The sequence below is a fragment of the Parafrankia sp. EAN1pec genome (assembly GCF_000018005.1).
Lineage (GTDB): Bacteria > Actinomycetota > Actinomycetes > Frankiales > Frankiaceae > Parafrankia > Parafrankia soli.
Genome location: NC_009921.1, coordinates 4,373,764 through 4,396,968 on the forward strand (window position 1 = coordinate 4,373,764; position 23,205 = coordinate 4,396,968).

The window sequence follows — 23,205 nt, forward strand, 5'->3', positions numbered from 1 at the left end:
ATGAGCGAGACTCTCGACAACATCCAGGAAACAGTTTCCACTCCAGTCGAGCCGCTGTCGGAACCGCTCGAGATCGGTGTGGAGGCGTACCTCTCCCCGGAGTACGCCCGGGCCGAACGGGACAAGCTGTGGCGGAAGGTCTGGCAGCAGGTCGGCCGGGTCGAGGAGATTCCGCGGGTCGGCGACTTCCTGACGTACGAGATCCTGGACGACTCGCTCGTCGTGGTGCGCTCGGCGCCGGACCGGATCCGGGCATACCACAACGTCTGCTCGCACCGGGGCCGCCGGCTGGTCGACACCCCTGAGGGGGCGCGCGACGCCCGCGGGCAGCTGCGGCAGTTCGTGTGCGGTTTCCACGGATGGCGGTACAACCTCGACGGCGAGAACACGTTCGCGGCCGAGCGTGAGGACTGGCCGTGCGGCCTGACCGACGAGAAGATCGCGCTCAAGGACGTGCAGGTCGACACCTGGGGCGGCTGGATCTGGGTGAACCTGGACCCGGACGCCGAGCCGTTGCGGCAGTACCTGGAGCCGGCGGCGTCGCTGCTCGACCCGTTCCAGCTCGAGAACATGCGCTACCGGTGGCGGAAGTGGCTGGTATTCGACTGCAACTGGAAGGTCGCCCTTGAGGCCTTCATGGAGACCTACCACGTTCCGTACACCCACCCGGAGTTCATGAACTTCGGGAACTTCCTGGGCTGGGCGCGGGCGCAGGGCCGGCACAGCAACATCGGGTACGACGCGCCGAAGGGCATGGAGGAGAACCAGGCGAAGCTGCGGATCGGCAGCGGCCCGGACGCCCGGCTGTCGACGATCGAGCTGCAGAACTTCACCTGGGAGAACGCGAACACCAACACCACCCGGACCCTCGTCGACGCCGCCCAGCGGCTGACCGAGGAGCTCCCGGAGGGGACGCCCCCGGGCGAGGTGCTGCAGCACTGGCTGGCCTCGGCCCGCCAGGACGACGCCGCCCGCGGGGTGGTGTGGCCGACGGTCCCCCCGGAGATCGTCGCGAAGAGCGGCACCGCCTGGCAGATCTTCCCGAACTTCCAGATCGGGCACGCGCTGAACAACATGCTCTGCTACAGCGCCCGGCCCTACGGCTACGACCCCGACAAGTGCATTTTCGAGGCCGCCGTCTACGAGCTCTACCCGGCCGGCGAGGAGCCGGAGACCAAGTGGGAGTTCACGCCGCCGGAGGACCCGGGCTGGCGCACGGTGCTGCCACAGGACTTCGCGAACATGTCGGCCGTGCAGCAGGGCATGAAGTCGGGCGGTTTCTCCGGACCGAAGCCCAATCCGTACCGCGAGCGCAGCGTTGTGAACCTGCACCACAATCTGGCCAGCTACATGGGTACCGGCGAGCCGCACAACCTTGACTAGACCCATGTAGACCCGCCTGGACCCGCGTTCTCCCGCGAATCTCCCCGCGGCGCCTGACGAGTGACCCGAGCACCAGCCCAGATCGAGGAATGTGCATGCAGAACTGTGCCCCGACCGAGACGCCCGAGGTCGACCATGACGCGCTCCGGACGAAGTATCTGGGAGAGCGGGACAAGCGCCTGCGCCGTGAGGGCCAGAAGCAGTACCTGGTGACCGAGGGCGACTTCGAGGAGTTCTACGAGGCCGACCCGTACACACCGGTCGTGCCCCGGACGCCGATAGTCGAGGACATCGACGTGGCGATCTTAGGCGGCGGCTGGGCGGGCCTCGTGGCCGCGGCGCGGCTCAAGCAGGAGGGCGTCACCAACTTCCGGATCATCGAGCTGGCGGGCGACTTCGGCGGGGTGTGGTACTGGAACCGGTATCCCGGCATCCAGTGCGACACCGACGCCTACTGCTACCTTCCGCTGCTCGAGGAGGTCGGTTACATCCCGAAGGAGAAGTACGCCCGGGGCGACGAGTGCCTGGAGCACGCCCAGCGCATCGGGAAGCACTTCGGCCTGTACGAGCACGGGGTGTTCAGCACGCTGGTCCGCTCGCAGGAGTGGGACGAGCGGACGAATCGCTGGAAGATCACCACGAACCGCGGCGACGAGATCAGCGCCCGGTTCGTGGTGATGTGCCAGGGGCCCTTCAACCGGCCGAAGCTGCCGGGCATCCCCGGCATCGCCGACTACCAGGGCCACACGATCCACACCGCCCGGTGGGACTACGAGTACTCCGGCGGCGACCTGCACGGCGGGCTGGACAAGCTCGCCGGCAAGAAGATCGCGGTGATCGGCACCGGGGCCAGCGGCGTGCAGGTCATCCCGCACATCGCGCAGACCGCCGAGCACCTGTACGTGTTCCAGCGCACCGCCTCCTCGATCGACGAGCGCGGCGACGTCCCGACCGACCCGGAGTGGGCCGCGACGCTGCAGCCGGGCTGGCAGGAGGAGCGGCGGCGCAACTTCCACGCCGCGGCCTACGAGGCGTTCGCGCCGGGACAGCCGGACCTGATCTGCGACGGCTGGACCGAGATCAGCCGTAACCTGCAGGCGCAGCTGGACGCCACCAACGGCTGGGCGGCGCTGGCGGACCCGGCGAAGTTCATGGAGCTGCGCGAGCTCGTCGACTACCAGGTGATGGAGCGGCTGCGACAGCGGATCGACGCGATCGTCGAGGACCCGGTGACCGCCGAGGCGCTCAAGCCGTACTACCGGTTCCTGTGTAAGCGGCCGTGCTTCAACGACCTCTACCTGCCGACCTTCAACCGCCCCAACGTCACCCTGATCGACGTGGCGGAGACCAAGGGCGTCGAGCGGATCACCGCGAAGGGCATCGTCGCGCACGGCGTCGAGTACGAGGTCGACTGCATCGTGTTCGCCAGCGGTTTCGAGATCACCAGTGACCTCGACCGCCGGCTCGCGATCCACCCGTACGCCGGCCGCGAGGGCCGGTCGCTCTACGAGCACTGGGTCGACGGCTACCGCACCCTGCACGGGATCATGACCCACGGCTTCCCGAACCAGTTCTTCACCGGCTACATCCAGGGCGGCGTCACGGCGGCCGTGCCGGCGATGTTCGAGCAGCAGGCCGTGCACATCGCCCACATCATCTCCGAGACCCTCGGCCGTGGCGCGGTGACCGTCGAACCCACCTTCGACGCGCAGGAGAGGTGGGTCGCGGCGGTCCGGGCCGCGGAGATCGACCAGACCAACTTCGCGCGGGAGTGCACGCCCGGCTACTACAACAACGAGGGCGAGCAGCGGATCCGGTCGGTCCTCGGCGACCCCTACTGGGCCGGCTTCTACGCATTCGGCGAGCTGCTGCAGGAGTGGCGCGACTCAGGCGATATGGCGGGGCTCGTCCTCGGCAAATGACGACCACCCGCCTGCTCACCCATGTCGCGAGAGGACCATTGAATGTCTGAGGCCACACTGCCCGCAGCCCGGTTCGACGGCCGGGTCGCCGTGATCACCGGTGCCGGCCGGGGTCTGGGGCGCGCCTACGCCCTGCTGCTCGGCTCGCTGGGCGCCAAGGTCGTCGTCAACGACCCGGGCGGCAGCATGAGCGGGGAGGGCCTCGACACCGGCCCCGCCGAGCAGGTCGTCCAGGAGATCGTCGCCGCCGGCGGCGAGGCCGTCGCCTCCACCGACTCGGTGGCCACGGCCGAGGGCGGACAGGCGATCATCGGCACGGCGATCGACAGCTTCGGCCGGATCGACATCCTCATCCACAACGCCGGGACGCACCGCCCGGCGCCGCTGGCGGAGATGACGTACGAGGACTTCGACGCCGTCCTGGACGTCCACCTGCGCGGGGCATTCCACGTCGTGCGGGCCGCGTTCCCGCTGATGGTCGCGGCGGGGTACGGCCGGATCGTGCTGACCTCGTCCATCGGCGGGCTGTACGGCAACGCCGGGGTCGTCAACTACGGCGTGTCCAAGGCCGGCATGATCGGGCTGTCGAACGTGGCCGCCCTCGAAGGGGCCGCGTCGGGCGTGAAGAGCAACATCATCGTCCCCGCCGCGATCACGCGGATGGCGGAGGGGATTGACACCTCGGCCTACCCGCCGATGGGGCCCGAGCTGGTGGCCCCCACCGTGGGCTGGCTCGCGCACGAGTCCTGCTCGATCACCGGGGAGATGCTGACCTCGATCGCCGGCCGGGTGGCCCGCGTCTTCATCGCCGAGACCCCGGGCGTGTACCAGCCGTCCTGGACGGTCGAGCAGGTCGGGGAGCAGCTCGAGACCATCCGCGACACGAGCGACCCCTGGATCCTGCCGGTCGTGCCCTCGGCGCACGTCGACCACATCGTCAACAGTTTCGCGATGGCCGCGAAGGGCGCCGCGAACGCGTCCTGACCACCGCACCGACACTGCACCACCCGCACCGCACTGACGCAGCACCGCAGACACGGACCAGCGCACACCCGGATCGGAAGGAGGATGGGAAACCGTACCGCGGGCCGGTACCGGCGTTCCCTGACTACCAATGGCGGTAAAAGTCTACGAGCGCATCCTCCAGTTGTTCGAAGCCGAGGGCATCAAGACGATCTTCGGTATTCCCGACCCGAACTTCGTGCACATGTTCCACCTCGCCGAGGAACGCGGCTGGACCGTGGTCTCACCGCACCATGAGGAGTCCGCCGGGTTCATGGCGGAGGCGGTGTCCCGGATGACCGGCAAGGCCGCGGTGGCGATCGGCACCCTGGGCCCGGGTGTCGCGAACCTGGCCGGGGCGATGATGTGCGCCAAGGTCGAGAACTCGCCGGTCATCTTCCTCGGCGGGCAGCGTGCCCGGATCACCGAGCAGCGGGTGCGGCGCGGCCGGATCCAGTTCGTGCGGCAGGCGGGCCTGTTCGAGCCGTCGGTGAAGTACTGCGCCAGCATCGAGTACGCCGACCAGACCGACGAGGTCATCCGCGAGGGCCTGCGCAAGGCCCTGTCCGGCACCCCGGGCCCGGTCTACATCGAGTACCCCTCCCACATCATCCAGGAGGAGCTCGACGTTCCCCCGCCGCTGCCGCCGGCGGCGTACCGGCTGGTGAACCAGACCGCCGGCCCCGACAGGATCGCCGAAGCCGTGCAGTACATCCGCGCGGCCAAGCAGCCGGTCCTGCTCGTCGGGCACGGTGTGCACACCTCCCGCGCGGGAGAGTCCGTCCGCGCCCTCGCGGAGGCGATGGCCTGCCCGGTCATCCAGACCTCCGGCGGCACCTCCTTCATCAAGGGCCTGGAGGACCGCACCTTCCCCTACGGCTTCTCCGCGGCGTCGATCGACGCGGTGGTCAAGTCCGACCTGTGTCTGGCGATCGGCACCGAGCTCGGGGAGCCGGTCCACTACGGCCGCGGCCGGCACTGGGTCGCGAACGAGGCCAACCGCAAGTGGATCCTCATCGAGCAGGACCCCGAGGCCATCGGGGTGAACCGGTCGATCGACGTGCCCCTCGTCGGTGACCTGCGCGCGGTCGTCCCGCAGCTCGTCGACGCCCTCAAGGACACCCCGCGCACGCCGACCCCCGAGCTCGACGGCTGGATCCGCCAGGACGCCGCCCAGCTGGCGGAGCTCGCGGAGACTGCCCCGGCGGGCATGTCACCCGTGCACCCGGCGCGCCTGATCGTCGAGGCCACCAAGGTCTTCCCGCCGGACGGCATCATGGTGCGCGACGGCGGCGCCACCACGATCTTCGGCTGGACGTACTCACAGGCCAAGCCGCACGACGTGATGTGGAACCAGAACTTCGGCCACCTGGGCACCGGGCTGCCCTACGCGGTCGGCGCCGGGGTGGCGGACGGCGGCAAGCGCCCGATGATGCTGATCACCGGGGACTCGTCCTTCCAGTTCCACATCGCCGAGCTGGAGACCGCCGCCCGGCTGAACCTCCCGCTGGTCTGCGTCGTGGCCGTCGACTACGCCTGGGGCCTCGAGGTCGGCGTCTACAAGCGCACCTTCGGCCAGGGCTCGCTGGAGACCGGCGTCCACTGGAGCAAGAACACCCGCCTGGACAAGGTCGCCGAGGGCTTCGGCTGTTACGGCGAGTACGTCGAGCGCGACGAGGACATCGCCCCCGCCATCAAGCGCGCCTACGCCAGCGGAAAGACCGCCGTCATCCACGTCGCGGTCGACCCGAAGGCCAACTCGGAGGAAATGCCGAGCTACGACGAGTTCCGGACCTGGTACGCCGAGGGAACGCAGTGATCCCGGCCCCGACCCGTATATCAGCGAATTCCTGACAGTATCTCGGAGAGGAACGGAGGGTGTCATGCGTGAATACTTAAAGTTCTACATCGGCGGCCAGTGGGCGGAACCGGCCGAGCAGCGGACCTTTGATGTCGTGAATCCGGCGACCGAGCAGGTCGCCGGCCGGGTGGCACTCGGCTCCGCCACCGACGTGGACCGGGCGGTCGCGGCCGCCCGGGCCGCCTTCCCCAGCTGGTCGGCGACCAGCCGCGAGGAGCGGATCGCGGTCCTCGAGAGCATCCTCGACGTCTACCAGAAGCGTGCCGGCGACCTCGCCACCGCGCTGACCGAGGAGATGGGCGCGCCGGCCGCGCTGGCCAACGGCTTCCAGGTCGGCCTCGGCGCCGGGCACCTGACCACTGCGATCGAGATCCTCAAGAACTTCTCCTTCGAGGAGCAGCGCGGGGTCACCCGCGTGGTCCTCGAGCCGATCGGGGTCTGCGGCCTGATCACGCCGTGGAACTGGCCGATCAACCAGATCGCGGTCAAGGTCCTTCCCGCGCTCGCCACGGGCTGCACCGTGGTGCTCAAGCCGTCCGAGGAGTCGCCCTTCACCGGGCAGATCCTCGCCGAGATCTTCGAGGCGGCCGGGGTCCCCGCCGGCGTGTTCAACCTGGTCCAGGGCGACGGCCCCAGCGTGGGCGTGCCGCTGTCGGCGCATCCCGACGTGGACCTGATCTCGTTCACCGGCTCCACCCGCGCGGGCATCGAGATCGCCAAGAACGCCGCGCCCACGGTGAAGCGGGTGACCCAGGAGCTGGGCGGCAAGAGCCCGAACATCGTCCTCGACGACCAGGACTTCGCCGAGAACGTCGCCAAGGGCGTCATCAACATGATGGGCAACTCCGGGCAGACCTGCACGGCGCCCGCCCGCCTGCTGGTGCCCAGCGCCCGGATGGAAGAGGCGATCAGCGCCGCCCGCGAGGCCGCGGCGCAGGTGACCGTGGGCGATCCCAACGGCGAGTTCACGATCGGGCCGGTGGCCTCCGGGCGCCAGTTCGAGAAGATCCAGGGCCTGATCCAGCAGGGCATCGACGAGGGCGCCACGCTGGTCGCCGGCGGGACCGGTCGACCGGACGGGCTGGAGACGGGCTTCTACGTCAAGCCCACCGTCTTCGCCGACGTCACGAACGACATGATCATTGGCCGGGAGGAGATCTTCGGGCCGGTGCTCACGATTCACGGCTACGACAGCGTGGATCACGCCGTCGAGCTCGCGAACGATACCGAGTACGGCCTCGCCGGCTATGTGGCCGGCGCGGACCTCGATGCGGCGCGCGCCGTCGCCCGGCGGATCCGGGCCGGGTGGGTCGCGATCAACGACGGGTTCGACTTCGGTGGTCCGGTCGGCGGCTACAAGAAGAGCGGGAACGGGCGCGAGTGGGGCGAGTTCGGTTTCCACGAGTACCTGGAGACCAAGGGCATCCACGGCTACTAGCCCGACAGGTGAGGGTTCGCGCGCCGGGCTACCGGCGCGCTGAGGAAGGACTAGATCTCCGATGTTCTCCGCGATTCTGATCGAAAAGGGCGAGGCCGGTCAGACGGCCGCCGTCACCAGCCTGGACGAGGCGCAGCTGCCGGCCGGTGACGTCGACATCGAGGTGGAGTACTCCACGCTGAACTACAAGGACGGCCTCGCGATCACGGCCAGCTCGCCGGTCGTGCGCAAGTTCCCGATGGTGCCCGGCATCGACCTCGCCGGTGTCGTCACCGACAGCACGCACGCGGACTGGAAGAAGGGCGACCGCGTCGTCCTCAACGGGTGGGGCGTGGGCGAGACCCACTGGGGCGGGCTGTCCCAGCGTGCCCGCCTGAACGGGGACTGGCTGGTGCCGCTGCCCGCGGTCTTCACCGCCCGCCAGGCGATGGCGATCGGCACCGCCGGCTACACGGCCAGCCTGTGCGTGGACGCCCTGCTCTCCCACGGCGTGGCGCCGGACCAGGGCGAGGTCCTGGTGACGGGGGCGACCGGCGGCGTCGGCAGCGTGGCGGTCGCGCTCCTGGCGAAGGCCGGGTTCACGGTCGCCGCCGCCACCGGGAAGGCGTCCGAGGCCGACTACCTGCGCCAGCTCGGCGCGACGACGGTGATCGACCGCGCCGATCTCTCCGGGCCCGGCAAGCCGATGCAGAAGGAGCGCTGGGCGGGGGTCGTCGACTCCGTCGGCAGCCACACCCTGGCGAACGCCACCGCGCAGACCCGCTACCGCGGCACGGTCGCCGCCTGCGGGCTGGCCCAGGGCATGGACTTCCCGGCGTCGGTCGCGCCGTTCATCCTGCGCGGGGTGTCGCTGCTCGGCATCGACAGCGTGATGGCGCCGGCGAAGCCGCGGCTGGCCGCCTGGGAGCGCCTCGCCCGCGACCTGGACGTCAGCGCCCTCGAGCTGATCGCCGAGGAGATCACGCTGGCCGACGTGGTCGAGGCGGCCCGCCGTCTGCTGGACGGCAAGGTGCGCGGCCGCATCGTCGTCGACGTCAACCGATAGGGCGGGAGCCGAGATGAGCGAGAAGCCCACCGAGTCGAAGATCGAGCTCGACCTCTCCGACGTCGACCACCGGGTCGGCCTGCCGATCGGCGGGGGGCAGCTGTGGGACCCGTGCACCGCGACGGACATCCGCCGCTGGGTGATGGCGATGGACTACCCCAACCCGCTGCACTGGGACGAGGAGTTCGCGCGTGAGTCCCGGTACGGCGGCCTGATCGCCCCGCAGTCGATCGCGGTCGGCCTGGACTACGGCCACGGCTGCGCGCCCGCCTGCGTCGGACGCATCCCCGGCAGCCACCTGATCTTCGGCGGCGAGGAGTGGTGGTTCTACGGCAGCCCCATCCGGGTCGGCGACAAGTTGGTGCAGGAGCGGCGTTTCCACGACTACAAGGTCGCGGAGACGAAGTTCGCCGGGCCGACCATGTTCTCCCGCGGGGACACCGCCCACCGCAACCAGCACGGCGCCCTGGTGGCCCGCGAGCGCTCCACCGCCATCCGCTACCTCGCCGCCGAGGCGGAGAAGCGCGGCATGTACGAGAACCAGGTCGGCGCGGTGAAGCGCTGGACGAGCGCCGAGCTGGCCGAGATCGAGAAGCTCCGCGACAGCTGGCTCCACTCGAACCGCACCGGCCTCTCGCCCGCCTTCGAGGACGTCAGCGTCGGTGACACCCTGCCGCGGCGGGTGATCGGCCCGCACAGCATCGCCAGCTTCACCACCGAGTACCGCGCCTTCATCTTCAACATCTGGGGGACGTTCCACTGGACGGCGCCCCCCGGCATCGAGGACCCCTGGGTCTACCAGGACCCGGGCTGGGTGGAGGGCTTCGGCTTCGACGAGGAGGGCGCCCGGATCGACCCGCGCCTGCGCGACGGGCTCTACGTCGGGCCGTCGCGCGGTCACATCGACAGTGACAAGGCCAGCGAGGTCGGCATGGCCCGCGCCTACGGCTACGGCGCCACGATGGGCGCCTGGTGCACCGACTACCTCTCCTACTGGGCCGGCCACGACGGCATGGTGCGGCACTCCAAGGCCAGTTTCCGCCTCCCCGCCTTCGAGGGCGACGTCACCTACTTCGACGGCGAGGTGGTCGGCAAGGAGGAGGGCTCGGTGTGGGGCGTGCCGCTGGTCCAGGTGAAGCTGCGGCTCACCAACCAGGACGGCGGCGTGCTGGTGGACTGCACCGCCGAGGTCGAGCTGCCGTACCGGCGCGACCGCGTGGCCGGGAGCTGATCGATGGGTGCGCAACCGCTTACCGCGGAACCGGCCGGGACGGGAACGGCCGCGGCGGGACCGAACGGTGCCGGGGAGGGCGCGGGCGCCGCGCGTTCCCTGTCGATCGTGTCGGGCCCGCCTCTGGGCGACGAGCCGGGTCTCGGGGCGCTGACGCTCCCCGGCTTCCTGCGTGAGGTCACGGCGAGGTTCGGCGAGCGCGAGGCGCTCGTCGCGCGCCCCGCGGGGGACGGGGCGGACGCCGCGGCCGCCGTGCGCTGGACCTACAGCGAGCTGTGGGAACGCGTCGTCGAGGTGGCGAGCGCGCTGCGCGCCTGCGGGGTCGGCAAGGACACCCGGGTGGGCGTCCTGATGACGAACCGCCCCGAGTGGATCTCGTCGGTGTTCGGCATCTCGCTCGCCGGGGGGGTCGCCGTCGCCCTCAGCACGTTCTCGACCCAGTCCGAGCTGGACGACCTGCTGCGGATCTCCGGGGTCTCGGTGCTGCTGCTCGAGCGCAGCGTGCTGAAGAAGGACTTCGCGGCCGTGCTGACCGAGCTGGAGCCGGAGATCGCCAGCACCGTGCCCGGCGCGTTGGAGTCGGCCCGGTTCCCCTTCCTGCGCCGCGTGGTCATGATCGGGGAAGGCGGGCCCGCCGGCGCGATCGAGACCTGGGGCGACTTCCTCGCCCGTGGCCGCGACGAGCCCCGCGAGCTGGTCGAGGCGACGGGCGCGGCGGTGCAGCCGAGCGACACCGCCCTGCTGTTCTTCTCCTCGGGCACCACGAGCCGGCCGAAGGGCATCCTGAACTCGCACCGCGGTGTCGCCATCCAGTTATGGCGCTTCCGGCGCATGTACCGGTTCGACCCGGAGGACCACATCCGCTGCTGGACGGCCAACGGCTTCTTCTGGTCGGGGAACTTCGGCATGGCGCTCGGCGCGACCTTCGCCAGCGGCGGCTCCGTGGTTCTGCAGCCCACGTTCCTGCCCGTCGAGGCGCTCGAGCTCATGGCGACGGAGAAGGTCAACTTCCCCTTCGCCTGGCCGCACCAGTGGGCGCAGCTCGAGGCGGCGCCGAACTGGAAGGACGTCGACCTGAGCAGCATGCGCTTCGCGGACGTCAACACCGCGATCGCGCGGCACCCGACGGTCTCGACGCGGTGGGCCGAGCCGGGCCACGCCTACGGCAACACCGAGACCTTCACGCTCACGACCGGCCTGCCGGCCAACACGCCGCCGGAGCGGCACCGGGACAGCAGCGGCGAGGCGTTGCCGGGCGTCACGCTCAAGATCGTGGACCCGCTGACCGGCGCCGTCGTCCCGCGCGGCGAGCAGGGTGAGATCTGCGTCAAGGGGCCCACACTCATGCTGGGCTACGTCGGCATCCCGCTCGACGAGACGCTCGACGCCGAGGGCTTCTTCCGCACCGGCGACGGCGGCTACCTCGACGTCGACGACCTGCTGTTCTGGAAGGGCCGGCTCACCGACATCATCAAGACCGGCGGCGCGAACGTCTCGCCCCGGGAGGTCGACGAGACCCTCGCGACCTATCCCGGCGTCAAGGTGGCTCAGACGGTCGGCGTCCCGCACGAGACGCTCGGCGAGATGGTGGTCTCCTGCGTCGTCCCGCACGACGGCGTGCGCCTCGACGCCGACGAGATCCGCGGTTTCCTCCGGGAGCGGCTGGCGAGCTACAAGGTGCCGCGCCGGGTGCTCTTCTTCCGCGAGGAGGAGATCGCGGTCACCGGCAGCGCGAAGATCAAGTCCGCCGATCTGCGTGAGCTGGCGGCCAGCCGGCTGGCGGGCGAGACGGCCCCGGCCCCGGCCTGATGAGACGGCGCCGCGCCGCCCCGGCTCGACGCCGGGGCGGCGCGGCGGTGTTGGAGCGAGCCGCGCCGGTGGGCCGCGCCGTCGGGCGCGACGGGGCCGGGCCGGTGGGACGCGACGGTGAGAGGAGCATGACCGATGGCCGCGATCGTCACGGAGAAGCTGGGTGAGAAGGTCGGGGCGGAGGTGCTCGGCATCGACGCCGACCGCCTGCTCAACGACCAGGATCTCCCCTCGGCGTGCCTGACGGCACTGGAGGAGAACGGCGCGCTGCTCTTCCGCGGGCTGAACATCGACCCCGCCACCCAGGTCGCGTTCTGCCGGCGGCTGGGTGAGCTGATCTCCTTCCCGACCTCCCCGCCCTACGACATCCCGGAGATCAACGAGATCAACTGGGACCCCTCGCATCCGCGGGCGGAGTACTTCCGGGGCAACGTCGCCTGGCACATCGACGGCGCGCTCGACCACGACATCCCGCCGAAGGCGTCGGTGATGACCGCCGAGGTGGTCACCGAGCAGGGCGGCGAGACGGAGTTCGCCAGCACCTACGCCGCCTACGACGATCTCACCGACGCGGAGAAGGAGCGGTTCGCCGACCTCCGGGTGATCCACACCCTGGAGGCGATCGTGCGCCCCGCGTACCCGAACCCGACCCCGGAGCAGCTGGCGGACTGGGCGAAGCGGCCGTCGCGGGAGCACCCGCTGGTGTGGCAGCACCGGTCGGGCCGGCGCTCGCTGGTGTTCGGCTCGACGACGTCGCACATCGTCGGGATGAGCCGGGAGGACGGCCGGGCGCTGCTCGACGAGCTGGAGGAGCGGGCCACCGCGCCGAACCGGGTGTTCTCGCACTCGTGGACGGCGGGGGACATGGTGATCTGGGACAACCGCGGGCTGGTCCACCGGGTCCGCCCGTTCGACCAGACCGAACCGCGCCGGATGCACCGCATCACCCTCGCCGGCGACGAGCCGATCCAGTGAGCGGGCGCACAGCGGTCGTCACCGGCGGCGGGTCGGGCATCGGGGAGGCCATCAGCCGGCGGCTGGCCGCCGACGGGGCCCTGGTGGCGATCCTCGACCTCGACGGCGCCGCCGCCGCGGCGGTCGCGGCCTCCATCGAGGAGACGGGCGGGAAGGCGATCGGCCTGGCTGCCGACGTGGCGGACCGCGCCGCGGTCAACGCGGCGGTGGATGAGGCCCGCGGCCGGCTCGGCCGCCCGACGATCCTGGTCAACAACGCCGGGATGACCCGCCCGAGCCCGTTCCTCGAGATCACCGACGCGATGTGGGAGAAGTCGCTCGCCGTCAACCTCAACGGCACCTTCTACTGCTGCCAGGCCATCCTGCCCGACATGCTCGCCGAGGGCTGGGGGCGCATCGTCAACATCTCCTCGTCGAGCGTGCACAGCGGCACGCCCCGGCTGGGCTCCTACGTCACCGCCAAGTCGGGGATCCTCGGGCTCACCAAGGTGCTCGCCCTCGAGTTCGGGCCGCGCGGCGTCACCGTCAACACGATCCCGCCGGGGTTCATCGACACCCCGATGCTGCGCGCGCAGGAGCGGGGCGGCCTGATGAACGTCGAGCAGCAGACGGCCCGGACGCCGGTCGGCCGGATCGGGCGGGCCGAGGACGTCGCCGCCGCCTGCGCGTTCCTCGTCAGCGACGAGGCCGGCTACATCACCGGCCAGGTCTTCGGCGTCAACGGCGGCCGGAACACCTGAGACGTGCGGCTGACAGGACCGGTGGGCCGCACAGCCGGGAGGCAGCCGCACGGTCCTGTCGCACTGATCCGCGCTGACGGAACGTCAGCACCCGGACCGCCAGCGTGGGGTGGCGCTCAGCCGTTGGACAGGCGGATGCGGCTGTTGTCCCAGCTGAGCACCCGTTCGTCCGGGACGAGCCGGAGGACGGCGCGGTCGGTGTACGCCGACCGCGCCGCGGCCGGCAGCCGCTGCGGGGAGACCCGGAACGCCGCGTACTTCTCGTCCAGCAGGCTCCGGACGCGATCGCGGGTGGTGGCGTCCTCGACCGTGCCCACCCGGCCGCTGAGATGCACCGCGCGCAGCTCGGCCCAGGCCTGCCCGGACTCGACGAGGAACGCCGCCCGCGGGTCGCGCCGGACGCGGCCCAGCTTGCGCGCCCCGGTCGGGGTGGACAGGCAGACCGTCCGGTCGACGACCACGAACCACGTCGGCAGCGAGACCGGCGCGCCGTCCGCGCGCAGGGTGGTGAGCACCCCCGTGTGCGCGGCGCCGACGAACTCCCAGATCTCGTCCTCGCTCAGCCGGATGCTCACTCTTCGTCCCCCGGCCCTAGCTTCCGGCGGGGCGCGGCTGGCCGACGAGCTCGGCCAGCCCGGTGCGCTGTACCTTGCCCATCGCGTTCACCGGCAGGGCGTCGACCTGGGTCCAGAACTCCGGCACCTTGTACGGCGAGAGCTCGCGCCGGCACAGCTCGGTGAGCGCGCCGGTGTCGAGCGGGCCGCCGGTGCCGCTCTCGATCACCGCGGCCACCCGCTGCCCGAGCCGCTCGTCGGGCACCCCGCACACCGCGACCCGGGCGACATCCGGGTACGTCGCGATGACCCGCTCCACCTCGAGCGGGTAGACGTTCGCGCCGCCCCGGATGATGATCAGCTTCTTGCGGTCGAGCACGGTCAGCCACCCGTCGGCGTCGACGGTCCCGATGTCGCCGGTGGCGATCGGGCCCGGCTCCAGCGGCCGGACGGCGCCGTTCTCCCAGAACCCGAGCGTCGGCCGCCAGACGCCGGCCCACGGGCCGGTCGTGGCGCCGCTCAGCCGCAGCTCGCCGAGCTCACCGGCGGGCAGCCGGCGGCCCTCGTCGTCGTAGGCCGCCACGTCGTAGTGCGGCAGCACCTGGCCGCTCGTCCCCGGGCGCCACTCGTCGCCCGGCGGGTCGATCGACACGACGGTCGGTGCCTCGGTCAGGCCGTAGGTGGCCCGGGGCGCCAGCCCGTGCGCGTCGGCGAACGCCCGGCGCAGCGCGTCCGCGGTGTCGCTGCCGCCGCTCCAGACCTCCCGCAGCGAGCCGATCCCGGCCTCGGGTCGGGCGGCGAGGTCGTGCAGCTGCGCGGGCGCGCCGTTCCACACGTTGACCTGCCGGCTGGAGATCCACTCGACGACGCCGGCGACGTCCCGGCGGTTCATCACCACCGCGCACCCGCCGGCCTGCGCCGTGAGCAGGGTGGAGAGCACCATCAGGTTGAGGATCGTGAACGGGAAGCTGTCGCCCTTGCGCAGCTCGGGGCCCCAGCCCCGGGTCGCCACGAGCACCGCGCCCGGCAGGAGCAGGTTGCGCTGGCTGTGCACGACCGCCTTGGGAAGTCCCGACGTCCCGCTGGTGAACGCGATGCCGGCCGGGGCGTCGATGTCGTGCTCGACCCGGGGGGCGCGCTCGCCGCGGGCGAGCAGGCCCGCCCAGCGGTCGGGGTCGACGCGGCCGGGGGAGTCCAGCAGGTAGCGGGGGCCGGCCAGCACGACGGTGGGATCGCAGATCTCGTGCAGCTCCTGCTGCTCGCTCGCGGCGAGCGCCTCGCCGATCCCCGCCCAGACGGCGCCGATCCGCTGCGCGCCGTGGAACGCGGCGACGATGTCGAGGTCGTTGGGCAGGCAGGCCGCGACGCGGTCACCCGGGCGCACGCCGAGCGACCACAACGCGCCGGCCGCGCGGTCCGCCTGCTCGTCGAGCTCGGCGTACGACCAGATACCCGAGACCGCCTCGACCGCCGCGGCCTGCGGGCGGGCCGCGAGAGCGGCGTCGAGCACGCCGGCGATCGGGCCGGGGACCCGCGCGACCTGGGCGGACGTCCCGCTCAGGGGCTGCGGATCCGTGCGCTGCGGTGTTTCACGAGTGCTGCTCACGACATCTTGATATCACTATCCTTACAAGGATTCATCCCTTATTCTCGGCGTGGCGCGGTTCCTGGCCGGCCGGGTCCTGTCGATCGAGGAGTGGTCGATACGTGAAGGCTGGTCCGCTGTCGGGCGTTCGGGTCGTCGATCTGACCGCGATGGTCATGGGTCCCCACTGCACGCAGATCATGGCCGACATGGGGGCGGACGTGATCAAGATCGAGCCCCCCGCCGGCGACAACACCCGCTACATCTCGGTCGGGCCGGAGCCCGCCATGGGCGGCGTGTTCGTCAACGTCAACCGCGGCAAACGCGGCGTCGTGCTGGACCTGCGCTCCGACGAGGGCCGGGACGCGCTGCGCGGGCTCGTCGCGGGCGCGGACGTGTTCGTCCACTCGATGCGGGCGAAGGCGATCGCCGGGCTCGGCTTCTGCTACGACGAGGTGGCCGCGATCAACCCGTCGATCGTCTACACCAACTGCTACGGGTACGGGCGGCGCGGCCCGGACGCCGACCTCACCGCCTACGACGACACGATCCAGGCGGAGTGCGGGCTGCCGTTCGCCCAGGAGCAGCTGACCGGCGAGTCGAGCTACGTGGGCACCATCCTCGCCGACAAGGTCGCCGGGCTGACCGCCCTCTACGCCACCGTGATGGCACTGTTCCACCGCGAGCGCACCGGCGAGGGGCAGGAGGTCGAGGTCGCCATGTTCGAGACCATGGCCGCCTTCATGCTGGTCGAGCACGCCAACGGTGCGATGTTCACCCCGCCGCTGGGCCCCGCGCTCTACCCTCGCGCGGTGACCCCGAACCGCCGGCCCTACCGCACCCGCGACGGCCAGATCTCCGCGCTGGTCTACAACGACAAGCAGTGGTCCGCCTTCGTCGGCGCCGTGCGGCCGGAATGGGCCGGCGAGCAGTTCGCCACCCTCGCCCAGCGTGCCCGCCGGATCGACGTCGTCTACGCCCTGCTGGCCGAGACGTTCCTGCAGCGCACGACGAAGGAGTGGCTCGACCTGCTGCGCTCCCTCGACATCCCCGCCGCGCCGGTGCGCACGCTCGACGAGCTCTTCGACAACCCGCACCTCAACGAGGCGGGCTTCTTCGAGACGGTGCAGACCCCGAACGGCCCGGTGCGGTTTCCCGGAATCCCGACCTGGTTCTCGCGGACACCTGGACGGGTCGCCGGCCCCGCGCCCAGGCTCGGCGAGCACACCCGGGAGGTCCTCGACGAGCTCGGCGGGGAGTCCGGGCGGCCGTCCCCGCAGCCGCGGTCCGCTCGACCAGATGGAGGTTGACGATGGTCAACGTCGCGAGCCTGCTGACCGCCTCGGCGCGGCGGCACCCGGACCGGTGCGCGGTGCGGTTCGCCGGACGCCGGACGTCCTACGGCGAGCTGCGCGAGCAGGCGGCCAGGTTCGGCTCGGCGCTGCTCGGGCGCGGCCTGGAACGCGGCGACCGGGTCGCGGTGCTGCTGCCCAACTGCCCGCAGTACCTGGCCGTGCTGTTCGGGGCCTGGCACGCCGGCCTGGTCGCCGTGCCGATGAACGCCAAGCTGGCCGGCCCGGAGATCCAGGTGATCCTGGACGACAGCGGCGCCCGGGCGTTCGTCCACGCCGGCGCGGGCACAGTCGCCGGCCTCGATCTCACCGGGGTCCAGGAGGTGGTGGTCGACGTCCGCGGCGTCGGCGCCGGTGTCAGCGCCGACACCGACACCGACACCGGAGACGGTGCCGTTGCCGGCAGGACTGCCGGAGGCGGCCCGAGCGGGTTCGACCGGCTGCTGGCCGAGGGCTCCGCCGAGCTGGTACCGGTCGACGTCGCCGGGGACGACCTCGCCTGGCTGTTCTACACGTCGGGGACGACCGGCCGCCCCAAGGGGGCCGAGCTCAGCCACCGCAACCTCACCGTCACGACCTGGACGCTGCTCGCCGACGTGTGCGACTACCGGCCCTCGGACCTCGCCCTGCACGTCGCGCCGCTGTCCCACGGCAGCGGCCTGTACTCCCTGGGCGCGATCGCCCGCGGCGCCGAGAACCTGATCCACGACGGCGGCGGGTTCGACCCGGCCGAGGTACTCGAGCTCGTCGCGCGCGAACGGATCACCGTCATCGCCTTCCTGGTGCCGACGATGATCGTGAAGCTGCTCGGTGCCCCCGAGACGGACACGAGCTCGTTGCGCTGCGCCGTCTACGGCGGCGCGCCCATCCACGTCGAGCACTCCCGCGCGATGATCGAGCGGTTCGGGCCGGTGTTCGTGCAGATCTACGGCCAGGGCGAGTCACCCATGACCATCACCTACCTCGACCACGGCGCCTCACCCGACACCCCCCTCGACTCGGCGGGTGTGGCACACCCGGGGGTCGAGGTGCAGATCATGGGCGCCGACGACCGGCCGCTGCCCGCCGGCGAGGAAGGCGAGATCTGCGTCCGCGGGGACGTGGTGATGCGGGGCTACTGGAACAACCCGGAGGCGACCAGCCGGGCGTTGCGGGGCGGCTGGCTGCACACCGGTGACATCGGCCGCCTCGACGAGCACGGCCGCCTGTTCCTCCTCGACCGCAGCAGCGACGTCATCATCTCCGGCGGGTCCAACATCTACCCGCGGGAGGTCGAGGAGGTGCTGATCCAGCATCCCGCCGTCGCCGAGGTCGTGGTCTTCGGCGTACCCGACGAGCTCTGGGGCGAGAACGTCGTCGCCGCGGTGGTGCCCGCGGCCGCGCCGCCCCCGGCGAACGACCTCATCGACTTCAGCCTCACCCACATCGCCCGCTTCAAGAAGCCGAAGCAGATCATCTACGTCGACGCGCTGCCCAAGAGCTCCTACGGCAAGGTCCTGCGCCGGGAGGCCCGCCGGCTCGCACTGGCGGCGGGCGAGACAGCCGGCCACGAGCACGTGACCGGCCAGCCTGCCACCATCAAGTCCGTTGACCGCGATCCAGGAGCCGCCGAATGAAACTGACCGACACCGCCGCCATCGTCACCGGAGGGGCCTCCGGCCTCGGGGCCGCCACCGCCGCGGCACTCGCCGCGCACGGCGCCACCGTCTTCGCGCTGGACCTGCCGGCGTCGATCGAGTCGGCACCGCCGGTCACCGGCATCACCTACCTGGGGGCCGACGTGACCGTCGCCGACCAGGTCGCCGCAGCCGTCGAGACCGCGGCCGGGTCCGGTGTGCCGCTGCGCGTCGTCGTCAACTGTGCCGGCATCGGCCCCTCCCAGCGCATCCTCAGCCGGGGCCGGCGGCATGACCTCGACTTCTACGCGAAGGTGATCCAGATCAACCTGGTCGGCACGTTCGCGGTGCTCTCCACCGCCGCCGCCGCGATCGCCGAGACCGAGCCGGACGACAACGGCCAGCGCGGCGTCATCATCAACACCGCCTCCGTCGCCGCGTACGAGGGCCAGGTCGGCCAGGCGGCCTACGCGTCGTCCAAGGGCGGCGTCGTCGGCCTCACCCTGCCCGCCGCCCGCGACCTCGCCCAGTACGGCATCCGGGTGTGCACGATCGCCCCTGGCATCGTCGAGACGCCGATGCTCGCCACCGTCTCGGACGAGTTCCGCGCCGGTCTCGCCGCGTCGGTGCCGTTCCCACAGCGGCTCGCCCGGCCGGACGAGTACGCCCAGCTGGCCCTGTCGATCATCGACCACGACTACCTCAACGGCGAGGTCATCCGGATGGACGGCGCGCTGCGGATGTCGCCGCGCTAGAACCGGTTGCCCGGTTGCCCGGTTGCCCGGTTGCTCCGTAGTCCCGTGGTTCCGCCGGGCCGTACGACGAGGCGTCGCGCGGCCCGGCGCCCGCCCGGCGGACGCCGGTTCAGGCGGTGGGCCGGCCCGACTTCTCGGCGCCCATCCCGGAGAAGCCGACGGAGTAGCCGCCGTCCACCGGCATCAGCACGCCCGTGACGTAGGACGCCTCGTCGCTGGCCAGGAACAGGGTCGCCGCGGCGATCTCGTCGGACAGGCCCCAGCGGTCCATCGGGATCCCGGGGAGGCGGAACACCCCCGGCGGCGGCTCCGGGTGCTCCTTGGACAGCTGCACGAGGCCGGTCCAGATCGTGCCCGGGCACACCGCGTTCACCCGGATGTTGTCGTCGGCGTAGTCGAGGGCGGCGACCCTGGTCAGCTGGTTCACACCGGCCTTGGCCGCCCCGTAGATCCCGTGGTGCTTCCAGCCGATGACCGCCGTCGTCGACGAGACGTTCACGACGGAGCCGCCACCCGTCCGGCGCATCGACATGATGCCGTACTTCATGCAGAAGAAGACGCCCCGCAGATTCACCCCGTGAACGCGGTCCCAGTCCTCCGTACTCTGCTCGTGTATCGGCTTCAACTTGCCGCCGAACCCGGCGTTGTTCACCAGGATGTCGATCCGGCCGAACGCCTCCTCGGCGGCCCCGATCATGCGCCGGACATCCGCCTCGTCGCTGACATCCGCCTTCACCCCGAGCGCCCCGTCGCCGATCTCGGCGGCGACGTCGACCGCGCGGCCGCTGACGCTGGCGCAGACGACGCTCGCCCCCTCGGCGGCGAACCGGTGAGCTATCGCCTTGCCGATTCCCGAGCCTGCGCCCGTGATGACCGCGACCTTGTCCTTCAGACGCATCCACGCCTCCTGGTTCCGTCGTGACCGCCCTGTGCCGCGGCGGCGTGCCTGGGCTATCGACCCCGAGTCACGCCGCCGGGGTCCGCGGTGGGAAAGGTGGTCCGCAGCATGACGGCCCGGGCGTTGCGGAGATGGGCGACCATCACCGCGGTGGCCCACTGCGGATCGCCGGCGCGCATGGCGGCGACTATCTCGATGTGGTGGGCCAGGCTGCGCCGCATCGAGTCGTCGTCGTAGGCGTGGAAGTTCCGCATGATCAGCGGTGTGCGGACCGCCCCGGCCAGGGCCGCCGCGAAGGCCGGCGCGTCGGCCAGCTTCACCAGCCGCTCGTGGAACGCGGCGTTCAGCGGAATGAGAGCCTCCAGGTCCTGCTCCGGACCAGGCGAGCCGACGGCCGACATCTCGTTCGCCAGCTTCTCCAGCTCGGCGAGGTCGCCCTCGTCGGCCCGTTCCGCGGCCATCCCGGTCAGCCGCGGTTCGAGCGTTGAACGCAGCTCGAAGACGCTCTCCAGCTCGGCCGGCGACCAGCCGGCGACCCGGGCGCCCCGATTGGGGGAGAGCTCGACCAGCCCTTCGGCGGCCAGCTGGCGCAGGGCCTCGCGGACCGGGGTCCGGCTGACCCCCAGCTGTTCGGCCAGCTCGGTCTCGGCCAGCCGGGCACCGGGCAGGAGGGTGTTGTTGAGAATGAGTCTGCGGAGCACCTCAAGAACCCGCCCAGCCGAGGTCACGATCCCGGCCACGGTCACTGGCCCCGGCGGAGGTACGGGAGGAGATCGTCGTCGGCCTCGACCCCGAACGAGCGGAGCGCGAAGGCCACCATCTCGTAGGTGCCCACGGTGAAGACCACGTCCATCAGCTGGTGCTCGTCGAGCTCGTCGGCGAGCGTCTTCCAGGTCTGGTCGCCCACCGCGCCGTCGGCGATCAGCTCGCCGGCCGCGCGCACCAGCGCGGACTCGAGCGGGGTCCAGCCCGCGGCGTCCGGCCCCTCCGTCACCCGGCGGATCTCGTCGTCGCTCAGGCCGGCCGCCTCGGCGAGGACCACATGCTGCGCCCACTCGTACTCGGCCTGCCGCAGGGAGGCCACCCGGAGCACGAGCAGCTCGCGCTGCCTGGCCGAGAGCGAGGTGCCGTACAGGGCGTGGCCGTTGAACCTGAGGAACGCGATGGTCAGCGCCGGGTAGCGGGCCAGCGTCCCCAACAGGTTCGCCCCGGACTGGCCGCCCGCGCTCCCGGTGTCCCCGATGACGGTGGCTCGGAAGTCGGCGATGAAGTCCGTCAGATCCGCGGGCCATTCATCGTGCGGCAGGGGGGTGAGTCGGCTCATTGTCGTCTGCCTCTTCTGGTCGGCGGGCTCGCGTGTCAAGGTGTGGTCCGGCGCTGTCGGGCGCGGCATCCGGTCGCCGTCGCCGGCCGGCCGGGGAATGCGGTCGGGCCGGCGACGGTGACCGGTGGGGCCGGATCAGATGATCCGGCCTCCGTTGACCCCGAGGCTCTGGCCGGTGATGTAGCCGGCTTCCTCGCTCACCAGGAACGCGGTGGCGGCGGCGATGTCCTCGGGCCGGCCCATCCGGCCCACCGGTGTCTTCGCGATCTGCTGATCGAGGTCGATGAACCCGCGATCCACGACATCGCGCGTCATCGGCGTGTCGATGAAGCCGGGCGGGATGCTGTTGACCGTGATCCCGTGCTTGGCGAACTCCAGCGCGAGAACCTTGGTGAGGCCGACCACCCCCGACTTCGCCGCCACGTAGCCGGCCAGTCCGGGGGGAGGGCCGTAAACGCTCGACGACGAGATGTTGACGATCCGGCCCCAGCCCGCCTCGATCATGTGGGGGAGCACCGCCTGGCAGCTGTCGAACGTGCCGGTGAGATTGATGGAGATCATCCGGTTCCAGGCCTCGGCGGTGGTCTCGAGGAACGCGTTCTCGACCGTCAGGCCGGCGTTGTTCACCAGGATCGTCGGCTGGCCGAGCCGGGCCCGCACCTCCTCGACCCCGGCGTCGATGGCGGCGCGGTCGACGACGTCGACGGGTACGCCGATGGCCCTGCCACCGGCCTTCTCGATCGATTCGGCCGCGGCCTTGGCCGCGTCACCACTGAGGTCGAAGATCGCTACCATGGCGCCGTCGGCCGCCAGGCGCTGGCTGATGCCACCGCCGATGCCCGACGCGCCTCCGGTGACGATGGCTGTACGTGCGCTCATTTGATCGGCTCATCTCCGGCGAGGGTCGTGCGGTGCATGGTGCGCGGCTTCGTCCGGTCGAAGGGGCAGGCCCGGTGGACCAGCCCCCGGTTGTCCCAGATCACCATGTCTCCCACCGACCAGGAGTGCCGCAGCACCCGGTCCGGCAGCGTGCTCCGCCGCTCAAGGTCCGCGAGCAGCGCCCGGCCCTCGTCGACGTCCATCCCGACGATGTGCGACGCGCTCGCCCCGAACACCAGCGAACGCCGCCTCGACTGGTGCTCCCACACCAGCGGGTGCTCACGCACGGGCCACGACGCCCAGTCGGCCTTCTGCTCCGGCGTCGGATCGGGGTAGCTCCGGCGCTGGATCGACTCGAACGTGTGGACCACCCGGAGATCGTCGAAACGCTCCTTCTCCTCGTCGGAGAGGGTGTCGTAGGCCACGTAGGTGCTGGCGAACTCCGTCTCGCCGCCCTCCGCGACGACCACGCTCGCGCTCATCAGCGCGGCCTTGGCCGGGATGTCGTCCATGGAGCCGTCGAAGTGCCAGTGGTCGTTGCTCGGGAAGTACTGCGCGTTCGGATTGGCCGGGTCGAAGCTGATCTCCATGACCTCGGGGATCGGATAGCCGGGAATCTTGACGACGTCGCCGAGCTTCCGACCGAACGCGAGCTGGTCCTGATGGCTGATGTTCAACTCGCGGAATAACAGAACACCGTGTTCTTCGAGCGCCGCTAGGCACGCTGCCGGCACGTCGCTGTCGTTCAGTAGACGGTCGACGTCGAGGCCGACAACCTCCGCTCCGACATAATCGTTCAGTTTTCTCGTAGTGATCGCGGTCATCCTTCCCGCCTC

At 71.1% G+C, this 23,205-nt stretch carries 20 protein-coding genes; 13 read left to right on the forward strand and 7 right to left on the reverse strand.

The features are described from left to right. The 10 genes from FRANEAN1_RS17890 to fabG (FRANEAN1_RS17935) all read left to right on the forward strand — a co-directional run bounded on the left by FRANEAN1_RS17890 (position 1) and on the right by fabG (FRANEAN1_RS17935) (position 13,406). Positions 1-1,383, forward strand: coding sequence for an aromatic ring-hydroxylating dioxygenase subunit alpha (locus tag FRANEAN1_RS17890; RefSeq protein WP_020461229.1), 1,383 nt, complete (start codon positions 1-3; stop codon positions 1,381-1,383). 95 nt (positions 1,384-1,478) lie between these two features. Beyond that, complete coding sequence (locus FRANEAN1_RS17895; protein WP_020461230.1) at positions 1,479-3,305, forward strand: NAD(P)/FAD-dependent oxidoreductase; 1,827 nt, start codon at positions 1,479-1,481, stop codon at positions 3,303-3,305. A gap of 42 nt (positions 3,306-3,347) precedes the next feature. Then, positions 3,348-4,289 carry an SDR family NAD(P)-dependent oxidoreductase gene (locus FRANEAN1_RS17900; RefSeq protein ID WP_020461231.1) on the forward strand — a complete coding sequence of 314 codons (942 nt, stop codon included), beginning with the start codon at positions 3,348-3,350 and terminating at the stop codon, positions 4,287-4,289. Between the two features lie 130 nt (positions 4,290-4,419). Next, entirely contained in the window at positions 4,420-6,126 is a 1,707-nt protein-coding gene (locus tag FRANEAN1_RS17905) for a thiamine pyrophosphate-binding protein (RefSeq protein ID WP_020461232.1), read from the forward strand. 64 nt (positions 6,127-6,190) lie between these two features. Next, positions 6,191-7,606, forward strand: a complete 1,416-nt coding sequence (locus FRANEAN1_RS17910; protein WP_020461233.1) for an aldehyde dehydrogenase family protein — start codon at positions 6,191-6,193, stop codon at positions 7,604-7,606. A gap of 61 nt (positions 7,607-7,667) precedes the next feature. Next, complete coding sequence (locus FRANEAN1_RS17915; RefSeq protein WP_020461234.1) at positions 7,668-8,651, forward strand: MDR family oxidoreductase; 984 nt, start codon at positions 7,668-7,670, stop codon at positions 8,649-8,651. Between the two features lie 13 nt (positions 8,652-8,664). After that, on the forward strand, positions 8,665-9,882 hold the full coding sequence (locus FRANEAN1_RS17920; RefSeq protein WP_020461235.1) for a MaoC family dehydratase N-terminal domain-containing protein: 1,218 nt from the start codon (positions 8,665-8,667) through the stop codon (positions 9,880-9,882). A 3-nt stretch (positions 9,883-9,885) separates the two neighbouring features. Further along, positions 9,886-11,691 carry an AMP-binding protein gene (locus FRANEAN1_RS17925; protein WP_083788279.1) on the forward strand — a complete coding sequence of 602 codons (1,806 nt, stop codon included), beginning with the start codon at positions 9,886-9,888 and terminating at the stop codon, positions 11,689-11,691. A gap of 135 nt (positions 11,692-11,826) precedes the next feature. Beyond that, positions 11,827-12,666 (forward strand): TauD/TfdA family dioxygenase, encoded by an 840-nt coding sequence (locus FRANEAN1_RS17930; RefSeq protein ID WP_020461237.1) that lies wholly within the window; start codon positions 11,827-11,829, stop codon positions 12,664-12,666. After that, positions 12,663-13,406 carry a 3-oxoacyl-ACP reductase FabG gene (fabG, locus tag FRANEAN1_RS17935; protein WP_020461238.1) on the forward strand — a complete coding sequence of 248 codons (744 nt, stop codon included), beginning with the start codon at positions 12,663-12,665 and terminating at the stop codon, positions 13,404-13,406. Before FRANEAN1_RS17930 ends, fabG (FRANEAN1_RS17935) begins: the two co-directional genes overlap by 4 nt. A 116-nt stretch (positions 13,407-13,522) precedes the next feature. On the opposite strand, the gene FRANEAN1_RS17940 is transcribed toward fabG (FRANEAN1_RS17935), so the two are convergent. Together FRANEAN1_RS17940 and FRANEAN1_RS17945 are read right to left on the reverse strand one after the other, a co-directional pair. Continuing rightward, a complete protein-coding gene (locus tag FRANEAN1_RS17940) occupies positions 13,523-13,981 on the reverse strand; it encodes a pyridoxamine 5'-phosphate oxidase family protein (protein ID WP_020461239.1) in 459 nt (152 codons plus the stop codon). 16 nt (positions 13,982-13,997) lie between these two features. After that, entirely contained in the window at positions 13,998-15,470 is a 1,473-nt protein-coding gene (locus tag FRANEAN1_RS17945) for a class I adenylate-forming enzyme family protein (protein ID WP_041256104.1), read from the reverse strand. Between the two features lie 197 nt (positions 15,471-15,667). Between FRANEAN1_RS17945 and FRANEAN1_RS17950 the strand changes: the two genes are divergently transcribed. Genes FRANEAN1_RS17950 through FRANEAN1_RS17960 form a run of 3 tightly spaced genes read left to right on the forward strand, consistent with a single transcriptional unit; the run spans position 15,668 to position 19,268 of the window. Continuing rightward, on the forward strand, positions 15,668-16,855 hold the full coding sequence (locus FRANEAN1_RS17950; protein ID WP_020461241.1) for a CoA transferase: 1,188 nt from the start codon (positions 15,668-15,670) through the stop codon (positions 16,853-16,855). A gap of 2 nt (positions 16,856-16,857) precedes the next feature. After that, entirely contained in the window at positions 16,858-18,513 is a 1,656-nt protein-coding gene (locus FRANEAN1_RS17955; protein ID WP_020461242.1) for an AMP-binding protein, read from the forward strand. Beyond that, positions 18,510-19,268 carry an SDR family NAD(P)-dependent oxidoreductase gene (locus tag FRANEAN1_RS17960; protein WP_020461243.1) on the forward strand — a complete coding sequence of 253 codons (759 nt, stop codon included), beginning with the start codon at positions 18,510-18,512 and terminating at the stop codon, positions 19,266-19,268. Before FRANEAN1_RS17955 ends, FRANEAN1_RS17960 begins: the two co-directional genes overlap by 4 nt. Before the next feature lie 109 nt (positions 19,269-19,377). On the opposite strand, the gene FRANEAN1_RS17965 is transcribed toward FRANEAN1_RS17960, so the two are convergent. The 5 genes from FRANEAN1_RS17965 to FRANEAN1_RS17985 all read right to left on the reverse strand — a co-directional run bounded on the left by FRANEAN1_RS17965 (position 19,378) and on the right by FRANEAN1_RS17985 (position 23,193). Next, positions 19,378-20,166, reverse strand: coding sequence for an SDR family NAD(P)-dependent oxidoreductase (locus FRANEAN1_RS17965; RefSeq protein ID WP_020461244.1), 789 nt, complete (start codon positions 20,164-20,166; stop codon positions 19,378-19,380). Positions 20,167-20,219: 53 nt separating this feature from the next. After that, the gene (locus FRANEAN1_RS17970; protein ID WP_347177186.1) at positions 20,220-20,867 is read right to left on the reverse strand and encodes a GntR family transcriptional regulator; all 648 of its coding nucleotides are present in this window, start codon (positions 20,865-20,867) and stop codon (positions 20,220-20,222) included. A gap of 41 nt (positions 20,868-20,908) precedes the next feature. Next, positions 20,909-21,490, reverse strand: a complete 582-nt coding sequence (locus FRANEAN1_RS17975) for a carboxymuconolactone decarboxylase family protein (protein WP_020461246.1) — start codon at positions 21,488-21,490, stop codon at positions 20,909-20,911. 135 nt (positions 21,491-21,625) lie between these two features. Next, positions 21,626-22,369: a 3-oxoacyl-ACP reductase FabG gene (gene fabG / locus FRANEAN1_RS17980; RefSeq protein WP_020461247.1), complete on the reverse strand. Its 744-nt coding sequence runs from the start codon at positions 22,367-22,369 to the stop codon at positions 21,626-21,628. Further along, positions 22,366-23,193 (reverse strand): TauD/TfdA family dioxygenase, encoded by an 828-nt coding sequence (locus FRANEAN1_RS17985; protein ID WP_020461248.1) that lies wholly within the window; start codon positions 23,191-23,193, stop codon positions 22,366-22,368. Before FRANEAN1_RS17985 ends, fabG (FRANEAN1_RS17980) begins: the two co-directional genes overlap by 4 nt. Positions 23,194-23,205 lie beyond the last annotated feature (12 nt).

Excerpts from the sequence above, each read along its gene's own strand:
- FRANEAN1_RS17890 (WP_020461229.1), top strand. The coding sequence starts at position 1 with ATGAGCGAGACTCTCGACAACATCCAGGAAACAGTTTCCACTCCAGTC.
- FRANEAN1_RS17895 (WP_020461230.1), top strand. The coding sequence starts at position 1,479 with ATGCAGAACTGTGCCCCGACCGAGACGCCCGAGGTCGACCATGACGCG.
- FRANEAN1_RS17900 (WP_020461231.1), top strand. The coding sequence starts at position 3,348 with ATGTCTGAGGCCACACTGCCCGCAGCCCGGTTCGACGGCCGGGTCGCC.
- FRANEAN1_RS17905 (WP_020461232.1), top strand. The coding sequence starts at position 4,420 with ATGGCGGTAAAAGTCTACGAGCGCATCCTCCAGTTGTTCGAAGCCGAG.
- FRANEAN1_RS17910 (WP_020461233.1), top strand. The coding sequence starts at position 6,191 with ATGCGTGAATACTTAAAGTTCTACATCGGCGGCCAGTGGGCGGAACCG.
- FRANEAN1_RS17915 (WP_020461234.1), top strand. The coding sequence starts at position 7,668 with ATGTTCTCCGCGATTCTGATCGAAAAGGGCGAGGCCGGTCAGACGGCC.
- FRANEAN1_RS17920 (WP_020461235.1), top strand. The coding sequence starts at position 8,665 with ATGAGCGAGAAGCCCACCGAGTCGAAGATCGAGCTCGACCTCTCCGAC.
- FRANEAN1_RS17925 (WP_083788279.1), top strand. The coding sequence starts at position 9,886 with ATGGGTGCGCAACCGCTTACCGCGGAACCGGCCGGGACGGGAACGGCC.
- FRANEAN1_RS17930 (WP_020461237.1), top strand. The coding sequence starts at position 11,827 with ATGGCCGCGATCGTCACGGAGAAGCTGGGTGAGAAGGTCGGGGCGGAG.
- FRANEAN1_RS17955 (WP_020461242.1), top strand. The coding sequence starts at position 16,858 with ATGGTCAACGTCGCGAGCCTGCTGACCGCCTCGGCGCGGCGGCACCCG.
- FRANEAN1_RS17960 (WP_020461243.1), top strand. The coding sequence starts at position 18,510 with ATGAAACTGACCGACACCGCCGCCATCGTCACCGGAGGGGCCTCCGGC.
- FRANEAN1_RS17965 (WP_020461244.1), bottom strand. The coding sequence starts at position 20,166 with ATGCGTCTGAAGGACAAGGTCGCGGTCATCACGGGCGCAGGCTCGGGA.
- FRANEAN1_RS17975 (WP_020461246.1), bottom strand. The coding sequence starts at position 21,490 with ATGAGCCGACTCACCCCCCTGCCGCACGATGAATGGCCCGCGGATCTG.
- fabG (WP_020461247.1), bottom strand. The coding sequence starts at position 22,369 with ATGAGCGCACGTACAGCCATCGTCACCGGAGGCGCGTCGGGCATCGGC.
- FRANEAN1_RS17985 (WP_020461248.1), bottom strand. The coding sequence starts at position 23,193 with ATGACCGCGATCACTACGAGAAAACTGAACGATTATGTCGGAGCGGAG.